The following is a 16862-nucleotide window of genomic DNA, read 5'->3' on the forward strand; positions in this document are numbered from 1 at the left end:
TCGCCAAGCGGAATTTTGCGAGATGTTCGTCTTCAAACGTTGCTCAATCTGCCTAACAACAGCGATAATCAAGAGGGTATCGTTGGACTCTGAGTGAAATAGCCATGACTGAATTACTTGAACGTGTGATGGCTAGGTTGCAAACCTTACCTGAACGTGAACAGAACGCAATTGCTTCAATCATCCTAGAGGAAATCGAGGATGAAAAGCGTTGGGACGACTCATTCTCACGTTCTCCAGATGTTCTCGCCAAACTTGCTGCCTCAGCCATGGCTGAATACCGCAACGGTGAGACTCAAGAACTTGATTCAATGTAGCAACAGAGCATCACAACCCCAATGCAGCCGACCGATACCCTCCAACCCGAAGGTCACGAATGCCGGCTCCTCAACCTACTCCCCAACCCGATAACCCGGGGTTCATGTTCTGATTCTAGAAAAATCATGTGTTAAAACGGGTGTGTTAAAATGGGGTTGGGGATAGACTCTCTGACCCCGTCGTTCGTTTTTTTTTCGGATTGTCTTCGATATGTCCCTCGATTATGCCACCTTCTTTAAATGCCATTCACCCCAGTAAAACACTGGTGTATTCATCGCCGACGGATCGGCAGTATTATGTTGATTTTCCCCCAGTCCGTGGGGGAGAAATTATCAATAAAATCAAGAATCGCATCGTCAAACTGTACCGCGATCGCCCCAGTTGCTCCTTGTTTACCGGGCATATTGCTTGGGGTCAAGGGTGCAGGAAGAAATGCGGCTTCCCTTAACGGAGGATAGCTTAGAAGATGCGATCGCCGATGATCTCAACAAAATGAGTTTGGGAGTGTCCCCGGAGGAGTGGGAACTACTGCGACAGGTTCACCGGACGAAAAAAGTTCAGGATACGGTGGGGTATGAACGCTTAATTCGCACCCGTCGCGTTTTTTTATGTAGAACGGCGAAAATCATGGTTTGATGTCAATCCCATTTTTCTAGAATCTGACGAGTTCTGTCAGTAGGGGCACACAGTGGTCACTGAGCGATAGTCGAGGTGGTGCCGTTCGCCCTCGAAAAGCCGTTGAAGGAAAAGCTTAGACGTGAGGAAGACAACCTGTGATGGATATTGCCGCTAACGATGTTGCTGCTAAAAATGAAAAAAGTCTGCGTCAATTGGCTCAGGCGATCGCCCTGTCACGGGGACACTTCAAATTGATAGTAGTGTCCTGTAACTACCACAGTTTGTGCGATCGCTGGTCGCAACGATTAGAGGCGGAAACTCAGCATCAGCATGAGTTCGCGTTATTAACGGCAACCTTACCCGTAGAAACGCAAAACCTGGCCCAAGTCATTGAGAGGGCCATGGACGGGCAAACAGCGGAGGGAATCCAACTGCGGGGAATGACTCAACTGGCAGATTTGCGAGGCTTTTTGGTCAAAGCCAATCAGATGCGAGATCAGCTCCGTCATAAGTTTGCCTTTCCCATTGTTCTCTGGTTAGATGACACGGGCTTACGGGAAATGTTAGATATCGCCAATGACCTGGAAAGTTGGACGACCTCGAAGCGTTTTTTGCCTTCAGCTGAGGATATCCAAGCTAACTTAGAGCTGAATGTGCAACAGGTTCTGAGTCCATTAGAACAGGGGATCGATCGCCGACTCGGGAAACACCAACAACCAGAAATTGAACCAGCCTGTCAACAACTGGCCCAACTGGGAGAACCCCTGGGCCTGAACTTAGCCCCTGACTTGGCCTTAACCCAAGGTCGTCAGGCCCCAGTAGACCCTGGGAAATGGGACCACGCTGCTGCCGACTTTAGGCAACGTCAGAGTCGGGTGAAACCTCAGATAGGCTGGATGAGTGCCGTTGGGGGGCTCATTATGGCACTTTCCTTAGGCACTCTAGCTTGGTCAAATCGTGAGGTGAACCTCCCACACTTAACCACAGAATTGGAGCGGAACAGTCGTCTGGCCCTCAGACAGTTTACCCCGAAGGATGAGTTAACAGCACTGTTAACAGCAACAGCTCGGCCGTTGCAAACTCGACCCGTTTCAGCCCAAACCGATCCAACCGTGCAACTGATTGAAAGTCTCAGCGGAATCCTACAAGATATCAGTCTTCAAAACACATTAGACTATCGGATTGCAGTCATGAGTGCGGAGTTTAATGGGGATGGCACGATGGTGGTCTCCGCTTCATTGGACGGAACCGTAAATCTGTGGGATGTGGGGACCGGGGAACTCCTCTACTCCCTTGAGGCTCATTTGGGTGTGGCTTCGAGTGCGGAGTTTAATAGGGATGGCACGAGGCTGGTCTCGGCTTCAGGGGACGGAACCGTAAATCTGTGGGACGTGGGGACTGGGGAACGCCTCCACTCCCTTGAGGCTCATGAGGATTGGGTCACGAGTGCGGAGTTTAATGGGGATGGCACGAAGGTAGTCTCGGCTTCAGGGGACGGAACGGTGAAGCTGTGGGATGTGGAGACTGGGGAACTCCTCCACTCCCTTGAGGCTCATGACGGTCTGGTCATGAGTGCCAAGTTTAACAGGGATGGCACGATAGTGGTTTCAAACGACGGAACGGTGAAGCTGTGGGATGTGGAGACTGGGGAACTCCTCCACTCCCTTGAGGCTCATTTGGGTATGTTCATGAGTGCCGAGTTTAATGGGGATGGCACGAAGGTGGTCTCGGCTTCAAATACCGGAACGGTGAAGCTATGGGATGTGGGGACTGGGGAACTCCTTCACTCCCTTGAGGCTCATTGGTCCGTCGCGAGTGCGGAGTTTAATGGGGATGGCACGATAGTGGTCTCGGCTTCAGGGGACGGAACGGTGGAGTTGTGGGATGTGGGGACTGGGGAACGCCTCCACTCCCTTGAGGCTCATGAGAATTGGGTCACGAGTGCGGAGTTTAATGGGGATGGCACGAAGGTGGTCTCGGCTTCAGGGGACGGAATGGTGAAGCTGTGGGATGTGGAGACTGGGGAACTCCTCCACTCCCTTGAGGCTCATGAGGGTCTGGTCAGGAGTGCCAAGTTTAATAGAGATGGCACGATAGTGGTCTCAGCTTCAGAGGACGGAACGGTGAAGCTGTGGGACGTGGAGACTGGGGAACTCTTGCACTCCCTTGAGACTCATTCCCGTGAGGTCAGGACTGCGGAGTTGAATGGGGATAGCACGAGGCGGGTCTCGGTTTGAGGGGACAGAACCGTGAAGCTGTGGGATGTTGGACGTTGCTCAATTTGCTTGACAACAGAGATAATCAAGAGCGTGTCGTTGGACTCCGAGTGAAATAGCCATGACTGAATTACGCCGTTCTCAACGCCACAATTGGGTCAAGTTGAGCGGCCCGTCGCGCCGGTAAAACCCCGAAAATGAGACCAATTCCACCGGAGACCCCCGTCGCCAAAACGATCGCCGTCGGGGACAAACCCGCCTCAAAGTCCGTGAACACCCCAACCGCCGCCACTCCAGCCATGCCAATTCCCGTTCCCACCATACCCCCCATCACCGACAGCAACACCGCTTCAATGGTGAACTGCATCAGAATGTCACTGGGAGACGCACCAATGGCCTTGCGTAGGCCAATCTCCTGAGTCCGTTCCGTCACCGAGACCAACATAATGTTCATAATCCCGATTCCCCCCACAATCAGGGAAATACTCGCCACCGTCGCCAAAAGAATCGTTAACGCCCCAGTAATAGCCCCGGTCGTTTCCTGAAGGTCCTTTTGACTGCGAACGGTGAAATCATCTTCATTGGTGATGCGGTGACGCAGCCGCAAGAGGTTCTCAATCTGAAACTGGGTGGCCCGCATCTGAGTCTCATCCTGGACACTGACATTGATAAAGGTCACCGCTAACCCATAGGGGGAGGTTTGACCGCTAATTTGAGCCGCCATAGTGGTAATCGGCATAAACACCGTATCATCCAGGTTGGTGCCAAAAGTCGACCCCTTGGGTTCCATCACCCCCACCACCCGAAAGCTGGTATTGCGAATCCGTAGTATCTCGCCAATGGGATCAACATTGCCATAAAGTTGTTCCGCAATCTCCGACCCCAGGGCCACCACCTTCTGAGTCCGCCGCAAATCTAACTCATCAATAAACCGTCCCTGGGCCACAGCAAAATTGCGAACGGGCAACAACTCCGGTGTGATACCATAGATGGCCGCCGACATATTGCGGTTGCGGTAGGAAATCAGTTCACTGCCGTTGAGTTGTGGTGCAACTTGATCCACTCCGGGAACCTGTTGGGCGATCGCCTCGGCATCGGCTAAGGTCAAGGTCTGAGGGGGTCGCACGGGTCGCCGTTGGGCATCGGGACTACCGGGGACAATAAATAGTAAATTGGTTCCCAGAGACGACACCTGCTCAGAGACAAAGGTTTGCGCCCCTTCACCAATGCCAATGGTAGCAATCACCGAAGCGTTGCCGATAATAATCCCCAACATGGTCAAACTACTGCGAAGTTTATTCGCCAATAGGGTTTGACCCGCCATTTTTAACGACTCAACAAAATTCATATCTCCCCCGTCCTCCTAGTTCTTAGCTGCTGATGAAAACCAATCCCAAAGATATTTTCAGTATCGTTTTATTCGTGCTTCTGTCCCTATTTGTCGGCTATTTAAGCCTTAATTTTATCGTTGCCATTATCGATAAATGGGCTTAGTTTCAGACAGGAACCTCATCAACCGCACCATCGAGAATCGTTCCTGTCCAACAGGCTCCCGCATGGCTAGTTCCCTCTAGCTTAGCGTTTTGCAGATTGGCACAGAGGAAATTCACCCGTACCAGATTGGCTCCCTGTAGGTTCGCTCCCCCTAAATTCGCCTCCTCTAAATCGGCCTCGTAAAGATTGGCCCCCTGTAATTCCGCCTCAGAGAGATTGGCCCCCTTGAGATGACTATGGCTAAGGTTCGCCCCCCGCAAATCGGCCCCTCGTAAGTCCGCTCCCATCAGATTGGCTCCCACCAAATTCGCCCCACTCAGGACGGCCCCAGCCAAACTGGCTCCCCGAAGATTCGCCCCCATGAGGGTGGCCCCCCGTAAATTGGCTCCTCGTAAATCCGTTCCCTGTAAACTGGCCTGCATGAGATTAACCCCCACGAGATTCGCCCGCAGGTTGCTGTAATCGAAGTTCGCCCCCAAACAATTGGCCCCTTGCAGATGGGCCGCTGCTAAGTTGGCACGAACTAAATCCGCCCCCGAGAGTTTAGCACCGGCTAAGTCAATGTCATGTAAATCTAGCCCCGACAGGGTTTGGTCTTCAAGATTAGCCCCTCGGAGGTGCTTGGATTGTCCAGATTCAAGGTCGTCAAGAGCAGTCATGGTAGCTAACACCTGTGGGCGACAGGATACTTATTGTTTAGAAAGAAATAGACGGAAACCCTCCCAGACAGAGGATTTGGGGGGGAATAAAGGGCGAGAGCAGCGGCGACCATCCCTGGCGTCATCTGTCCCTGGCGTCATCTGTTTTCCCAATAACGCCTTGGCGTAGCGCCACTCATCATCGCTAACCCCGCAAATGTATTCCTTGCCACAACGTCAGCACCGATATCGCTGCATCATCGCCCCATTGGGACGTGAACCCTATCCATTCTTCACGAGTAGGTGGCTGTGGCCGTGAGGACAATCCATCGTTGTGGGGTCATTGCACTCCCAACCATTTTACCCCATCATCGCTGACCCGGGCAGTGCCCTCAACTTCAGAGTCCAGAGTGAAAAAATGTCCCCTCTGGGAAGCTGGGGATCTGGGCTAGCCCATGAAAATAATAGCCGAGTAGGTTGTATTCTAGACAACGTGGGAACTATAGAAGACATATGTTAATAACTTATTAGGATTGCTTGATTTAGGATGGAGAAGCATTCCCGAAGCCGGGAGAGGAGGTCTAGGCAGAACTGGAGGTGGTAGAGTTGGACCATGTGCGACAGAATTTGAATTTGCCTGAGTTGATGCGGGCGATATTGATGTTTTTGATGAGATGGCACAACGGTCATCCTTTGCCGCCATAACCACAGAAAGGCAGCAGATCACCCTTAAGTCTCGACCCATTGACCATAAAGTGATATTAAGCATCACGAATTTCGGCTACCACTCTAGAATAAGTCTTAAAACTTCAAAAAGTACTTAGCAAATTCCATGACCTATTCAACGAATTCTTCATTCCCACCCCCGTTTACAGTGCCCGGATATACCGTTTTAGACTCAATTTATTTAGGTCTTCGTACTGTTATCTATCGAGCCTTATGCAATAGGACTCAAGGTTCAGTTGTAATTAAACAGCTAACAGTGGAATATCCTACCTTTGGCGAGTTGGTGCAGTTTCGCAATCAGTATGCGATCGCCAAAAAACTGCCCATCTCAGGGATTGTCAAGCCCTTGAGCCTTGAATGGGTGGGGAATGGCTACGCCCTGATTATGGAAGATGGGGGGGAGTTGTCCTTAAGCCAATATCATCAGGAGCAAAGTCTCAATCTCGCTGAAGTGCTGGAGATCGCCCTAAAACTGGCTACCATCCTCCACAACTTACATCAACATCGAGTTATTCATAAAGATATTAAACCGGCTAATATCCTTATCCATCCCATATCAAAAGAAGTCAAGCTAATCGATTTCAGCATTGCCTCCCTGTTACCGAAGGAGACCCAGGAAATTCAAAATCCAAATGTTTTAGAAGGGACGCTAGCCTATCTTGCCCCAGAGCAGACTGGACGGATGAATCGGGGTATTGATTACCGAGCAGATTATTATGGCTTAGGCGTGACGTTGTATCAACTCCTGAGTGGTCAGTTGCCCTTTGAATCAGGGGATCCGATGGAACTCGTACATTGCCATATCGCTAGAGTACCTGTCCTCCTTGAGCAGCTAAATCCTTCTATCCCTTCAATGGTGGGGGCGATCGTCTCTAAGCTGATGGCAAAAAATGCCGAGGCTCGGTACCAAAGTGCCTTGGGACTCCAGCATGATTTACAGCAATGTTTAGTCCAGTGTCAAGAAACCGGTACTGTGGCTGATTTTGAATTGGGCCAGCGAGATGTGAGCGATCGCTTCCTCATCCCTGAGAAACTCTACGGCCGAGAAACAGAAGTCGCCCAGCTATTAACCGCCTTTGAGCGTGTTTCCCAAGGAACATCACAACTGATACTCGTGGCAGGATTTTCTGGGATTGGTAAAACTGCTGTCGTCAATGAAGTTCACAAACCCATTACCCAGCAAAAAGGCTACTTCATCAAAGGAAAATTCGACCAATTTAACCGCAATATTCCCCTCTTAGCTTTTGTTCAAGCCTTGCGAGATCTAGTCAATCAATTGCTCTCAGAATCTGATGCTCAATTAGCCCAATGGCAGTCTCAGATTTTAGAAGCAGTCGGTACAAATGGACAAGTTTTGATTGAGGTAATTCCAGAGCTAGAACAGGTAATTGGTCAGCAGCCCCCCGCCCCTGAACTGTCGGGCAGTGCCGTGCAGAATCGGTTTAATGTCTTGTTTCAGAAGTTCATTCAGGTTTTTACGACTGCTACCCACCCCTTAGTCATCTTCCTAGATGACTTGCAATGGGCAGACTCCGCTTCACTACAGTTGCTGAAAGTCTTGATGGAAAGCAGTGGTTATCTACTGGTGTTGGGGGCTTATCGAAATAATGAAGTCCCCCCTGCTCATCCATTGATGTTGACGATCGCAGACTTGAAAAAAAATAACTTGACGGTCAACACCCTGACCTTAGCTCCCTTAAGTCTCAAGCATACCAATCATTTAATTGCCGATACCTTACGGTGTACTCCAGAATTAGCAAACCCCTTGACAGAACTGATTGATCGCAAAACCCAGGGCAATCCATTTTTTACCACTCAGTTTCTCAAGGCACTCTATGAAGATCAATACATTACCTTTGAGAGAGATCAAGGCTATTGGCAATGTGATATGGCTCACATCAATGACCTTGCTCTCACAGATAATGTAGTAGAGTTTATGGCTTTACAATTGCAAAAGTTGCCAGAAAACACTCAGCAGATGCTGAAACTTGCCGCTTGTATCGGAAATCAGTTTAACCTGGAAACCTTAGCAATCGTTGCAGAACAATCCTTAACAGAGGCAGCAAAAGCACTGTGGACAGCTTTGCAAGAAGGATTGATTGTTCCCCTCACTCAAGTTTATAAATTTTTTCATGCAGAAGACATAAATTTAGCAGAGGTTCATCATCGTACGGCCCCTGTCTATCGCTTTCTGCATGATCGCATCCAACAAGCGGCTTATTCTCTCATTCCGGAAGATCAAAAACAATGGACTCATTATCATATTGGTCAGTTGCTCCTACAACAAACATCTCCGGCCACGAGAGACGAACAAATTTTTGAGCTGGTTAATCAACTCAACTATGGCATTTCCCTAATTCGCCAACCTTCCGAGAAAATTGAAGTGGCACAACTCAATCTCATCGCCGCTCAAAAAGCCAGATCGGCCGCGGCTTATGACGCGGCCCAAAACTATGCAGAATTAGGAGTCTCATTATTGGGAGAAAAAGCTTGGGAAGAACAGTATGACGTCACTCTTTCATTTTATGAACTGGCCGCAGAAATCGCGTTCTTGACTGGGGATTTCCCCCAAATGGAAGAATGTATTAATACTGTGATTTCTCGGGCACAAAAGTTACTAGATAAAATCAATGTTTACAAGCTTCATATTAAATCAAGAATCTCCCTGGCTAAATTCCCTGAAGCTCTCATCATTGGTCAAGACGTCCTGCAAGAATTGGGGATCACGTTTAGTCCTGCCCCTACATCTGAGGATATCCAGACAAACATACAGGAAATCACCGAATTGATTGGGGATCGAGACATCATAGATTTACTTCATCTCCCCGAGAACGTCGATAAACTGAAATTAGCCATTATCCAGATAACAACTGGAGTGGCTCCAGCGGCTTATCTTTCCGGCTCTCCCCTCTTTCCTTTACTCGTTTCTTGTGCTGTTAAGCTATCGATTGAGTCAGGTAATACAGCCGATTCTGCCTTAGCTTATTCGTTATACAGCATTGTGACTTGTAATGTTTTGCAGGATGTGGACGGGGCTACAGCATTTAGTCAGTTGGCACTCGAGTTAGTTGATAAACTTGATGCCAAGGCCGTTAAACCAGAAATATATAGTGCCGTAGGACTCTATATTCTACATCGTAAATCTCCAGTCATAGCAACCCTACCGTTGTTCTCTGACGGCTATACAGCAGCACTAGACGTTGGTAATTTGGAATATCTTGCCTACAATGCTAACGAATTTTGTACTTATTCTTTTTTCTGTGGTCAACCCCTAACAACCTTAGCACAGGAATCACAGGACTACTGCCAGGCTCTGGTCAATTTTAATCAATTGGCTGTCGCAAATTACTGCCGTCTTTGCTGGCAATCTACCTTGAATTTGCTAGGACAGACTGATGACCCCACTCTTCTCGCTGGGGAAGCCGTTCAAGAAACCGAACTATTGCCCTTCATGCTGTCTGCTCATGATTTATCTGGGCTATATTTTTTCTATCTATATAAAATCATGTTGTGCTATCTGTTTAGAGAGATAGATTTAGCCAATCATGATGCCCTAGAGATTCGCAATTATTTAATGGCTGGGGCAGGAACTTTAGGAGAAGCCGTCTTTTACTTCTATGACTCCCTGATTGCGTTAGCACAGTTGCCATCCGTTACAGAGGAGGCGGCCTCTACCTTAGAACAGCGAGTCGAGTGTAATCAAACTCAGCTAGAGTTTTGGGCACACCATGCACCAATGAATCATCAACATAAGGTTGATTTAGTGAGTGCTGAACGATTGAGAGTATTGGGTCAGTCCTATGAAGCTGGGGATTACTACGATCGCGCCATAGCTGGAGCCAAGGAAAACGGCTACACCCCAGAAGAAGCCCTCGCCAATGAACTCGCCGGTCAGTTTTACCTAGATTGGGGCAAACAGAAAGTAGCCGCCGCTTACATTCAAGAAGCTTACTACTGCTATACCCGTTGGGGAGCCAAAGCCAAAGTCGATGATTTGGAGCAACGCTATCCTCAATTGCTGCAACCTATCCTGCAAGCCGCCAATCAACCCCTCACGGTTTTACAAACCCTATCCACGATCTCAGAGTCAACCTACTCTGTCCATACTTACTCAAGTAAAAGTGTATCGAGAAGCAGCACTAACCAGGTCTTAGATTTTGTAACCCTGCTGCAAGTCTCTCAAACTTTCGCCAGTACCATCGCCCTAGATGAACTGTTGGAAACCCTAGCTCAGACCATGCTGGAAAACTCTGGGGCAGATCAGTGCGCTTTAATACTCTGTGAGGATGACCAATGGCAGGTGCGGGTGATGGCAAATCTAGACCAGGTGACCTTGCAATCTACATCCGTGGATGATAACCCCAGCATTCCTGCCAAGCTGATTCAGTATGTGAAGAATACGATGGTAATGGTTAGTATTGATGATCTCGATACTGACTTACCTGTAATAGATGATTACCTAGATCGGCATCACCCCAAAAGTGTATTATGTTTACCCATTCTAAAGCAGGGTAATTTACGGGCCATTTTATATCTGGAAAATCGTTCTGCGAGTGGCGTATTCAGGGGTGATCGTGTGGTTATCCTCAACTTCTTATGCACCCAAGCTGCCATTTCTCTAGAAAATGCTGGACTCTACCAAAAAGTCTCCAATTATTCCCATATCTTAGAATCTGAAGTTTTGCGCCAAACCCAAGCACTTCATCAAAAGAATCAAGAATTAGAGCAAACCTTGAAGGACTTGCAACAAACCCAAGCGCAACTGATTCAGACCGAAAAGATGTCATCATTGGGACAACTTGTTGCTGGAATTGCTCACGAAATCAATAATCCTATTGGCTACATCAAAGGAAACATAACTCCTTTAGCCAACTATTTAGAAGATTTAAAAGATTTATTAGATCTCTATCAACAAGAGGCTGATCCAGTTAGTCAAAGCCTACAAATCAAGCAAGAGGAAATTGACCTTGATTTTCTGTTGCAAGACGTAGAAGAAATTCTGAAGTCAATGACAAAGGGGAGTGATCGCATCCAGAAAATTGTACTGAGTTTGCAAAACTTTTCTCGTTTGAATGAATCTTTGAGCAAAGCAGTGGATTTACACAGTGGTCTTGACAGCACATTATCCATTTTGCAGCATCGCTTGCAAAGAACGGGAAATTTCCCTGAAATAAAAGTAGTCTGCAACTATGGTAATTTACCTAGAATTACCTGTTATCCGAGCCAGTTAAATCAAGTGTTTCTGAATATTCTCAACAATGCGATCGATGCTATTCGAGAAAATCCTCAATGCACCGACAACCCTGAAATTCGGATTGGCACGGAAGCCCTCGCTCAGGGACAGGTTCGCATTGCGATCGCCAATACTGACAGCATGATCCCCAAAGAAATTCAAGACCGTATTTTTGACCCCTTCTTCACGACCAAACCCGTGGGGAGTGGTACCGGGTTGGGACTATTTGTTAGCTATTCCATTATTCAAAAACATCGAGGAGAATTGAGAGTAACATCGCCCTCTCTCAGGGAAACAGAATTTGAAATAATTCTTCCTGTTCAATAGCAGATAACCAAAATCATCATGCTATCACCGATACTGAACCAGGTCATATCGGTAGCCATTCACCGCCGGAAATTGCTCGCGCGGAATGGGAATCCTTGTCCAGTTTGGTATCTGTTGATCGCTGACTTGGGGAGCATGGAAGTTAATATACCAGACATCAAACGGAGGTGAAAGGGTCGATAACTCCTCCCTCAACACATCTGTGGGATAGTGTTCCTCATCGGGGTGAGCTAAGAGAAACTGCTGAGGGAGAGAGGTGTTTAAGCGCCGTAATTCCCAAGCGATCGCCTGTAACCGTCCCGTTTGTCCATGATGCTTATGGGTTGTTGCCAAAATCACAGGAACATCTGAGGTGGAGTTGATAATCCCCGCGAGGCGATCGCCGCGATGGTTTTGTAAGTAACTTAGATTGCTAACAACACTCAAACTTCCCACCAACAGGATCAGTCCCAAGGATAACACGTGCTTCTGTTGGTGTAGCCAAGCTGATTCTAACAGCGCCGCCACCAGCAACAAGACCACTGGCAATAAAGGGAAAAAGAAACGAGGGGCGAGCGTTAAATCATTACCCGTACTGTAGGTTAGTCCTAACAGGAGCAGCAATTCTACCCAAAACACCTGCCACCATATCCTCACCTGAGGGCGAGTTTTCCCCCTATGACGATAGAGCAAATACCCCAACGCCACCAACGCCAAAAGTAAGCCCGCTGCCGCCAAAACCAAGCCCCAAAGCGGTAGCACAAACACATCCAACGGAGCCATGAAGACCATAGAAATCAGCCATAATACCCCCCGGCCCAAAGACTCAAATACCCCTAACTGGCCATCGCTCACCCAATCCGTTAAATCACTCTCCACAAAGCCACCCCAGACGGGAAGCCATACCAACCCAGTCACCGCCGTCCCCAACGCCGCCACACCCACCCCTCGCCAAGCTCTCGCCGTTCTAGGAACAGTCCCCTGAAGCCAATGGCTCCCTAAAACCACTCCCTGCATCAGAGGAAGCAGACCAAAAAAGTAATGCACTGCAATTCCCAAGCCATTCACCAGAATCCAGACACTCGTCCAACCCCACAGCCATCGTTGTGCTGAGGAATTGGGGTTAAAAAGAGTTTCTAGGGCTAGGGTAAAGCTATAGTAGGAGGCGATCGCCAGGAAAATTGCCAAGGTATAATGGCGAGCTTCCTGAGCTAAAAAGACCCCCAGGGGTGATAGAGCCATTAACGCCGCCGCCAGGTGAGCGACGGTGGCTGAGCCAAAAGCTCGCTTCCCTAAGCCATACATCGCCGGAATTGTTAAAGCTCCCCAAAAGGCGGAGAGGGCGCGACTGGCCCAAAGTAGCGGTTCTGGAGAGGCCTCTCGGACGGGTTGCAGCCAGAGATGAGTCAGAAAAAAATATAGGGGTGGATGGGTACTTTCCTGCATTAAATGTTGCCAAACCTCCCCTAAACCTGCCCCAGGAGTGGGTTGTAATGGGTCTAGCAGCTGTTCAGGGGGAATCAATTGATTGAGGGGAACCTCCAGAAAGCTATTCCCCAAACTAAACGCCAGGGTGGCACATTCATCGGTCCAGGGAGGTAACGTTCCTAAGCCAATCAGGCGTATCCCGAACCCCAGGACAAACCAAGCCAAACATTTCATGAACACGGGTGCAATTCGCTCATCTGTTCTCGGGTGACGGCTTCTACTTTAGCGGAGGTGGGTTGCTGACGTTGGTAAAGCCAGACAGTGATTCCATTTGTGACGGTGAAGGATTCAGGGAGGCGGCGGAAATCTTGGGCGATCGCACAAGTGTGGGAAAAAGCCTCAGATAAATACTCAAGTTGTGTCTGAGAGCGCGATCGCACCACTTGCTCCTCATCTAAACCAATCACCTGAGCCGGAGTCGCCACCACCACCACATCTGCTATCAAGACCATCTCTAAGGGAGACACCTCCCCATCAAAAATCGCGACGGGGAGTAGGGTTAACGGGGGAGCGTCGCGAAACTGTTGAAATTGCTCCGAGATAAACATAGAGGTATTGAGGTGATTGGAGGCGGCCAGAAAGGCAATCTGTTGCTGCTGCTGACTCAACTCTTGCAAGCGCTGTAGCAGCCGTTGTAGCACCTCGTGATCCTGACGGACTAAGGGAGCATAGGCGCGAGCAAATAGGCCAGCAGCTGAGGGGGGAACTGTTGAGAATCCCAATCCTAAAGATAGATTAACCGTTAAATAAGCTCCCAAGATAACGATTCCCCACGGCCATCGCTGAAGTTCACCGAGCAGGGCCAAGAGTGCTAACACGAGCCAGGGAGTTAGATGCAGGGTGTAGTGAACATTCCCATATCGCAAGTGAAACAGCAAAATTCCCAGAGATAGAAAGCTCGCTCCTCCCACAAACCGCCAGCGTCGAGAGGGCCAGCGTTGACTGAGGAGGCATCCGAGTAGGGCCAATCCCCAAACTCCCCAACCATAGGCTAATCCGGTGCGCTCTAGCATCACTGAGATGGGAAGCTGCCAACGTTCATAGCGATGACTGAAATCCGTCGTTAAGGCACGTTGGGTAAAGTGTGGCGCGATCGCGAACATCAACAACACAGCCACAATCCCCACCAGGGTCAATCGTAGCCACACCCCCAGCATCGGCCGCCAACTCTTTCGTTCCAGAGACCCTTGAGAAACGGCGGCAGCCAGTAAAATGGTTAAGGCAGGATAGGCAAAATGGCGACGAAACAAAATTGCTAGTCCGATGAGGAGACCCATTGCCAGAATTGATCGTCGGCGATGTAAACTAGGGTCGCGCAGATAAAACCAGGTTGCCCAAATCAGGAGGGTGGCTCCCCCAATGTCAGGGTAACCTCGCAAGAGGGGAACCCAGGTCATGGGAAACAGAAGGGCGAAGAAACTAGCGAACCAAAATCGCGATCGCCGTCCCCAGTAGTGCTGATGGGGAAACGGTAGTTCTTGGGCGATCGCCCCCAATCCTAGACAAAAGGGGACTAGATAAACCAGAGACAAGCCCAAACAATAGGCAATACGGCTATTCTGTCCAAGCCAAAGAAAGGGCAAAAGAGGTAACGTGTACAGAGCATTTTTTTGTTGACTCAAACTCAATTGAATAAACTCCCATCCCTCCTGAATGGAATTTTGAAACGCCTCTGCGACCAAAATGGCATAGTTCTGATAGTCAGCATAATCCCAACTATAAAAACCCGTTTCTTGGCTAACATAGCTGACACTAACACCAACCACAACGGTCAGAAATACCCCATAAATGATGCCATCAACAACTCTCAAGGTCATGGGCGTAGTAATAAGATGCCAGACTGAACCAGACCCACAAAAATCCCCAAGAGTCCTCCTAGATTGACAATGGCTTGCAGCTCACTTTTAACAATTCCTTCTACCGCCATTTCCAGATTTTCAGGAGATGTTGCATTCACTCGATCCACAATCACCTTGTCGATGGATAAAATGGGAATGGCTTGAGCAACAATCTTTTCTAGGTCTTCTTCCAAATAGCGATCCAACACTAAAGCCAACTCATAGCTAATTGGCTCTAAGGAATCATTCACCGCCGAAGAAGATTGAAGACGAGTTATAGCTAATTGGGCGACATTTTCAAAATCGACGGAGCCGCTTAAACTCTCAAATAACGCTTTTCCTTCTGTTTTAATATATTTGCGAACACTTTCTTTTAATGTTTTTCGTAGTTGTCTAACTGTAGAGACGGGCAAGTTTTGCAAGGAGAGGTTTTGTAAAAACTCTTTCAGCCGTGATTGCAAGGAAAGAGAGTCTATCACTTCTTCAAGTCGTTTATTGGCTTGCTCCTTATCATCTAAACAAAAGTTTCTCAGGCGAACTAGAGCATTCCGTAATCCTAACACATTGGCAACCAACCAATAGGTTCCGCTACTTTTTTCTCGGAAACTTTCATCAATAATCAAAATATTTCGGTCGGTCAAAAAGTCAATGAGAGCTAAGCGAACGGCGTTAGGAGATAGAGCGATTTTCATCAACCACTCCGATAGCTGATAAGCTTGGCTATCGGTGAGTTGAAACTCTAAGAGAACATCATCAAAAATTTGATTGAGTTGGCGATCGAGGAAGTCCTCTCGTCGTGCCAAGACCTTTAAGATTCGGGGAAGCGATCGCCCCACCAAGTCGCGTAAGATTCCTGCAATAATTTTATTGCTTTTATCATTTGGGTCTGCCTTTAAACTCCCCTGTGCCATCTTGAGCAGCCACAGAATTGCTCCTTGAAGTCGCTCAATTGCCAAGAGACGACGAGCAATTTTTTGCAGTTCCCCCGGCGTTAACAGTGAGCCCATAATAGTATCAGAAACCCGTTTTGCGAGACGTTCCTGGTTCCGGGGAATCAAACCGGGAGTAAAGGGCAAGCGATACTTACCGACATAATAGGCCCGATAGGGACGAAACAGCATTTTGATGGCGAGGTCATTGGTGAAATAGCCAATGATTCCGCCAGCAATTGGGGGGATAAGAAGAAACCAAATGTCTGGGAGTAACAAGAAGAGAACGGGGAACAGGGAACAGGGAACAGGGGGGAAGAGGCAAGACTTAGCCTTGGGGTTTTAGGGCTTCTGGGCGACGAGGACTCCCATCATTCCTCCCATGAGGGGGTAATGGACGACTCGTTGGAACCCGGTTAACTTGGCCAGTTGCACCTGTCGGGAACCGCTGGGAAAGCGATCAAGACTCGGGGCAATATAGGCATATTCCTCTTTAACTCGAAACCGTTGGGCAGTGGGAACGACTAAAGTATCGAGATACCACTGTTGGAAGGCTCGCATCCCCCGGGATTGGGGCCGGTGCATATCTAGGATAGCAACCCCTGCCCCAGGTTTGAGAACGCGGTAGAGTTCATGTAACCCTTGGGGAATATCCGTGAGATTGCGTAAGCCATAGCCCATGGTCGCTGCGTCGAAAGACTCGTCTTCAAAGGGCAGTTGTAAGGCATCGGCCTGAATCCAATCTACCGATCGCAGCTGCTGGTAACTGCGATGGCGGGCCACCTCTAACTGAGCAACGGAAAAATCAGCCCCCACAACCGTCCCCGTTGGACCGACCACTTCCGCCAAAAGGAGGGCAATATCCCCACTCCCGCAACAGACATCTAAGACGCGATCGCCCCCCTTCGCCCCAGACCAGTTCACTGCCATCTGTTTCCAGATCCGGTGAGTGCCAAAACTGAGGCTATCATTGAGGCGATCGTAGAGGGGAGCGATGCGGTCGAAAAGTTGCTGAATCTCCCCTGGGTCAGGCTGCATACTCATTCAATCTCATCCAA

11 protein-coding genes are annotated in these 16862 nt (G+C 48.8%); 5 read left to right on the top strand and 6 right to left on the bottom strand.

The genetic code is table 11. The features are described from left to right. Positions 1–104 precede the first annotated feature (104 nt). The 4 genes from NEA10_RS10335 (at position 105) to NEA10_RS10350 (ending at position 3173) form a co-directional block, all read left to right on the top strand. The gene (locus NEA10_RS10335; RefSeq protein ID WP_252659422.1) at positions 105–317 is read left to right on the top strand and encodes a hypothetical protein; all 213 of its coding nucleotides are present in this window, start codon (positions 105–107) and stop codon (positions 315–317) included. A gap of 224 nt (positions 318–541) precedes the next feature. After that, entirely contained in the window at positions 542–766 is a 225-nt protein-coding gene (locus tag NEA10_RS10340; RefSeq protein WP_252659424.1) for a hypothetical protein, read from the top strand. Then, positions 751–954 carry a hypothetical protein gene (locus NEA10_RS10345; protein ID WP_252659426.1) on the top strand — a complete coding sequence of 68 codons (204 nt, stop codon included), beginning with the start codon at positions 751–753 and terminating at the stop codon, positions 952–954. Before NEA10_RS10340 ends, NEA10_RS10345 begins: the two co-directional genes overlap by 16 nt. Before the next feature lie 140 nt (positions 955–1094). Then, entirely contained in the window at positions 1095–3173 is a 2079-nt protein-coding gene (locus NEA10_RS10350; protein ID WP_252659428.1) for a WD40 repeat domain-containing protein, read from the top strand. A gap of 109 nt (positions 3174–3282) precedes the next feature. On the opposite strand, the gene NEA10_RS10355 is transcribed toward NEA10_RS10350, so the two are convergent. Further along, positions 3283–4500 carry an ABC transporter permease gene (locus tag NEA10_RS10355; RefSeq protein ID WP_252659438.1) on the bottom strand — a complete coding sequence of 406 codons (1218 nt, stop codon included), beginning with the start codon at positions 4498–4500 and terminating at the stop codon, positions 3283–3285. Between the two features lie 148 nt (positions 4501–4648). Beyond that, positions 4649–5305, bottom strand: a complete 657-nt coding sequence (locus NEA10_RS10360) for a pentapeptide repeat-containing protein (protein ID WP_252659440.1) — start codon at positions 5303–5305, stop codon at positions 4649–4651. Positions 5306–6116: 811 nt separating this feature from the next. Here NEA10_RS10360 and NEA10_RS10365 point away from each other — a divergent pair. Beyond that, entirely contained in the window at positions 6117–11570 is a 5454-nt protein-coding gene (locus NEA10_RS10365; RefSeq protein ID WP_252659447.1) for a trifunctional serine/threonine-protein kinase/ATP-binding protein/sensor histidine kinase, read from the top strand. Positions 11571–11594: 24 nt separating this feature from the next. Here NEA10_RS10365 and NEA10_RS10370 read toward each other — a convergent pair whose 3' ends face one another. From NEA10_RS10370 to ubiE, 4 genes are all read right to left on the bottom strand, one after another. Then, positions 11595–13211, bottom strand: coding sequence for a glycosyltransferase family 39 protein (locus NEA10_RS10370; RefSeq protein WP_252659449.1), 1617 nt, complete (start codon positions 13209–13211; stop codon positions 11595–11597). Further along, a complete protein-coding gene (locus tag NEA10_RS10375; protein WP_252659451.1) occupies positions 13208–14854 on the bottom strand; it encodes a glycosyltransferase family protein in 1647 nt (548 codons plus the stop codon). The genes NEA10_RS10370 and NEA10_RS10375 overlap by 4 nt, the downstream gene beginning before the upstream one ends. After that, a complete protein-coding gene (locus tag NEA10_RS10380; protein WP_252659453.1) occupies positions 14851–16083 on the bottom strand; it encodes a DUF445 domain-containing protein in 1233 nt (410 codons plus the stop codon). The genes NEA10_RS10375 and NEA10_RS10380 overlap by 4 nt, the downstream gene beginning before the upstream one ends. Before the next feature lie 63 nt (positions 16084–16146). Further along, a complete protein-coding gene (gene ubiE / locus NEA10_RS10385; protein ID WP_252659460.1) occupies positions 16147–16848 on the bottom strand; it encodes a bifunctional demethylmenaquinone methyltransferase/2-methoxy-6-polyprenyl-1,4-benzoquinol methylase UbiE in 702 nt (233 codons plus the stop codon). Positions 16849–16862: the final 14 nt, after the last annotated feature.

It is taken from the genome of Phormidium yuhuli AB48 (assembly GCF_023983615.1).
Lineage (GTDB): Bacteria > Cyanobacteriota > Cyanobacteriia > Cyanobacteriales > Geitlerinemataceae > Sodalinema > Sodalinema yuhuli.

Coding starts and splice junctions, on each gene's coding strand:
- NEA10_RS10335 (WP_252659422.1), top strand. CDS start 105: ATGACTGAATTACTTGAACGTGTGATGGCTAGGTTGCAAACCTTACCT.
- NEA10_RS10340 (WP_252659424.1), top strand. CDS start 542: ATGCCACCTTCTTTAAATGCCATTCACCCCAGTAAAACACTGGTGTAT.
- NEA10_RS10345 (WP_252659426.1), top strand. CDS start 751: ATGCGGCTTCCCTTAACGGAGGATAGCTTAGAAGATGCGATCGCCGAT.
- NEA10_RS10350 (WP_252659428.1), top strand. CDS start 1,095: ATGGATATTGCCGCTAACGATGTTGCTGCTAAAAATGAAAAAAGTCTG.
- NEA10_RS10355 (WP_252659438.1), bottom strand. CDS start 4,500: ATGAATTTTGTTGAGTCGTTAAAAATGGCGGGTCAAACCCTATTGGCG.
- NEA10_RS10360 (WP_252659440.1), bottom strand. CDS start 5,305: ATGACTGCTCTTGACGACCTTGAATCTGGACAATCCAAGCACCTCCGA.
- NEA10_RS10365 (WP_252659447.1), top strand. CDS start 6,117: ATGACCTATTCAACGAATTCTTCATTCCCACCCCCGTTTACAGTGCCC.
- NEA10_RS10370 (WP_252659449.1), bottom strand. CDS start 13,211: ATGAAATGTTTGGCTTGGTTTGTCCTGGGGTTCGGGATACGCCTGATT.
- NEA10_RS10375 (WP_252659451.1), bottom strand. CDS start 14,854: ATGACCTTGAGAGTTGTTGATGGCATCATTTATGGGGTATTTCTGACC.
- ubiE (WP_252659460.1), bottom strand. CDS start 16,848: ATGAGTATGCAGCCTGACCCAGGGGAGATTCAGCAACTTTTCGACCGC.